The following is a 2495-nucleotide window of genomic DNA, read 5'->3' on the forward strand; positions in this document are numbered from 1 at the left end:
AACGCTGTTAGTCGATTCTAGCTAGCAACGTTAGTCAACCGCTTGTCAAGAAGCCGGTGCGCGTCGCGTCTGGGTGACCGGCTGCGGGGGCAGTCGACGCCGCCCTGTTCGGCGGCGTCGCGCCGGATGAGACATTGGGTCCGGATGAGACAGTGGGTGTTGTCCGATGAATCGGCGGCGCTGATCTGGACCGACCGGAGCCGCTCGCTGAGCGAGCCGTGCCGTGCCGCGGCCCGGATCGGTCCAGCCTGGCCCGGGTCGGCCCAGGTGATTAGTTGATCAGTTTGATGAGCTGGCGCCCGTCGAGCCAGTTGCTGGTGACATCGGTGAACGTGTTGTTCTTCCACGCCAGCAGCCGCACCGCCGTGTTGCAGACCGCCGGGAAGATGTCGATCTGCTTGCCGTCACAGGTGAACGGATGGGCCATGACGTTCGGGTGGTCGTGGGAGGCACGAAGCGCCGTGAGCAGGGCGGCCGAGGTCGGCTGGGCGGTACCGGCCAGCAGCGACCGGATGTTGAGGACGGCGGAGAAGGATCCCTGCGACGACGAGGAACGATCGGGCTCCGGGATCGCCTTACGGAACGCCGCCGTGTCGGCGTCACCATCGCTCGTCCCGACCGGCAGGTAGCTGGAAGCGAAGTAGAGGTTGTCGGTCCGGCCGCTGGCCGCGCGCGGCACCGCGGGGGTGGTGCAGGGACCGATGAAGTAGATGTCGCTGCGGATGTTCAGCGCCGCCGCGGCCTGGACGATCCGGGTGCACGTCGCTGCCTGGAACACCACGATGATCGCGTCTGGCTTGCCCGCCGCGACCTGGGTCAGGGCTGGCGCGAAGTCCGCCGCGTCGGATTTCTCTGGCACCAGTTTGATATCGGACACACCTTTATGGCGCAGGATGTTCTGTGATCCCTGGATAGCGGCGGACAGCAGGCCGGGCAGGTCGAGGTACAGCGCGTGCACGCTGCGCACATGCCGGATGTTCGTCAGATAGTCGGTGAGGCCGAGCAGCTCGCTGAGCGAACCGCCGGAAAACGCGAAGGCGTTGTGTGAGCCGAGTTCTCCGCTCAGCTGAGGAGAGCCGGTGACGTACGGGATGTGGGCGGTCTCGTATATCGGCATCGCCGCCTCCGCGCCGAAATCGATCCCGCCGACCACCGCGAGTGGTTTCGTGGCGACAAGCCGGTTGGCGCAGTTCTGGGAAGACTCCGGCGAGCCGTCGGTTGCGCAACTGATCAGCCGGAGCGGCCGACCGTCGAGCCCGCCCAGAGAGGTGTTGGCGTAGTCCACGGCGGCCTGAGCGGCCTTCCGGGTCTCCGGGTATGACCCGACAGTGCTGTTCTCAACCGTTACGAAGCCGACAGTGACCGGAGGCCCGGTCAGGCGGCTCGCCGCCGCGCTGCCACCGGCAGCTGCGCCGGACGAGCCACCGCGCTGACTCGTGCACCCGACGACGACAACGGACAAGGCTACGGAGAACGCGAGGAGGATGCGGGAGGCTTGTCTCACGGCTCGTGAAGCTACACTTCTGTCGTCCAGTTCTGGGGGCTTGACCGTCGACCGGCCGGACGGGGACTGTTGTGTGACCATGCGTCCGGTTTTCATCGCAGTTCGGATCTCTCTATCTGTAATAGATGCGTCTACGGGGGCCCGGTGACAACGTATATAGCAGCATTGCTGCTCGGCCTTGGCCCGGGGGCCGTGTACGCGGCGCTCGGGCTGGGGCTCGTGCTCACCTACCGCGCGTCCGGCGTGGTCAACATCGCCCATGGGGCGTTCGCTATGTACGTCACCTATCAGTACGCAGAACTACGGGAGGTCGGGGACCTCGTACTGCCCGTCGTCGGGATGTCGCCAAGAATTCATCTCACCGACACGCCCACCTTCGGGCTAGCCCTGTCAGTATCCCTCGCAATGGCGGCAATCCTAGCGATGGTATCCTATCTGGTTATTTTTCGGCCCTTGCGGCGTGCCCAGCCGCTGATGACGGTCGTGGCTGCGGTCGGCCTCACGATCGCGCTGCAGGCCGTCGCCGTGCTCCAGTTCGGATCTGACAACAGGTTCCTTAGCCCGGTGCTGCCGCAGTCACCGCTGTCCCTGCTGGGCGTGACCGTGGCGAGCGACCGGCTGCTGCTCGCCGCGTCGGTCATCGTGGTCGCCGCCGGTCTGTGGGCGATGTCGCGCTGGACGTTGTTCGGCCTGGCTACCCGCGCCGTCGCCGAGGATGAGCAGACCACCGCGCTTCTCGGTCGGCGGCCCGGGTGGATCGCCGCCGTCAACTGGGTCATTGCGGCCGTGCTCGCCGCTCTCGCCGGGATCCTCGTGGCGCCGATCAGTGCGCTGAATCCGACGAGCTACTCGCTGTTCGTCGTTCCCGCGCTCGCCGCCGCTCTGCTCGGTGGCCTGTCCTCGTTCGGTCTGACCGTCGTCGGAGCTCTCGGCCTCGGCATGACCCAGGCTGTCCTGATCCCGCTGCAACAGGACGTCTCCTGGTTGAACC

Annotated in this window: 2 protein-coding genes; one reads left to right on the plus strand and one right to left on the minus strand. The window is 66.2% G+C overall.

The genetic code is table 11. The features are described 5' to 3' along the window. Positions 1 to 271 precede the first annotated feature (271 nt). A complete protein-coding gene (locus tag ACY45C_RS05750; RefSeq protein WP_462186609.1) occupies positions 272 to 1504 on the minus strand; it encodes an ABC transporter substrate-binding protein in 1233 nt (410 codons plus the stop codon). A 144-nt stretch (positions 1505 to 1648) separates the two neighbouring features. Between ACY45C_RS05750 and ACY45C_RS05755 the strand changes: the two genes are divergently transcribed. Next, the coding region (locus tag ACY45C_RS05755; RefSeq protein WP_462186610.1) for a branched-chain amino acid ABC transporter permease at positions 1649 to 2495 on the plus strand (847 nt) is incomplete at its 3' end.

This window comes from Frankia sp. CcWB2 (assembly GCF_977927585.1).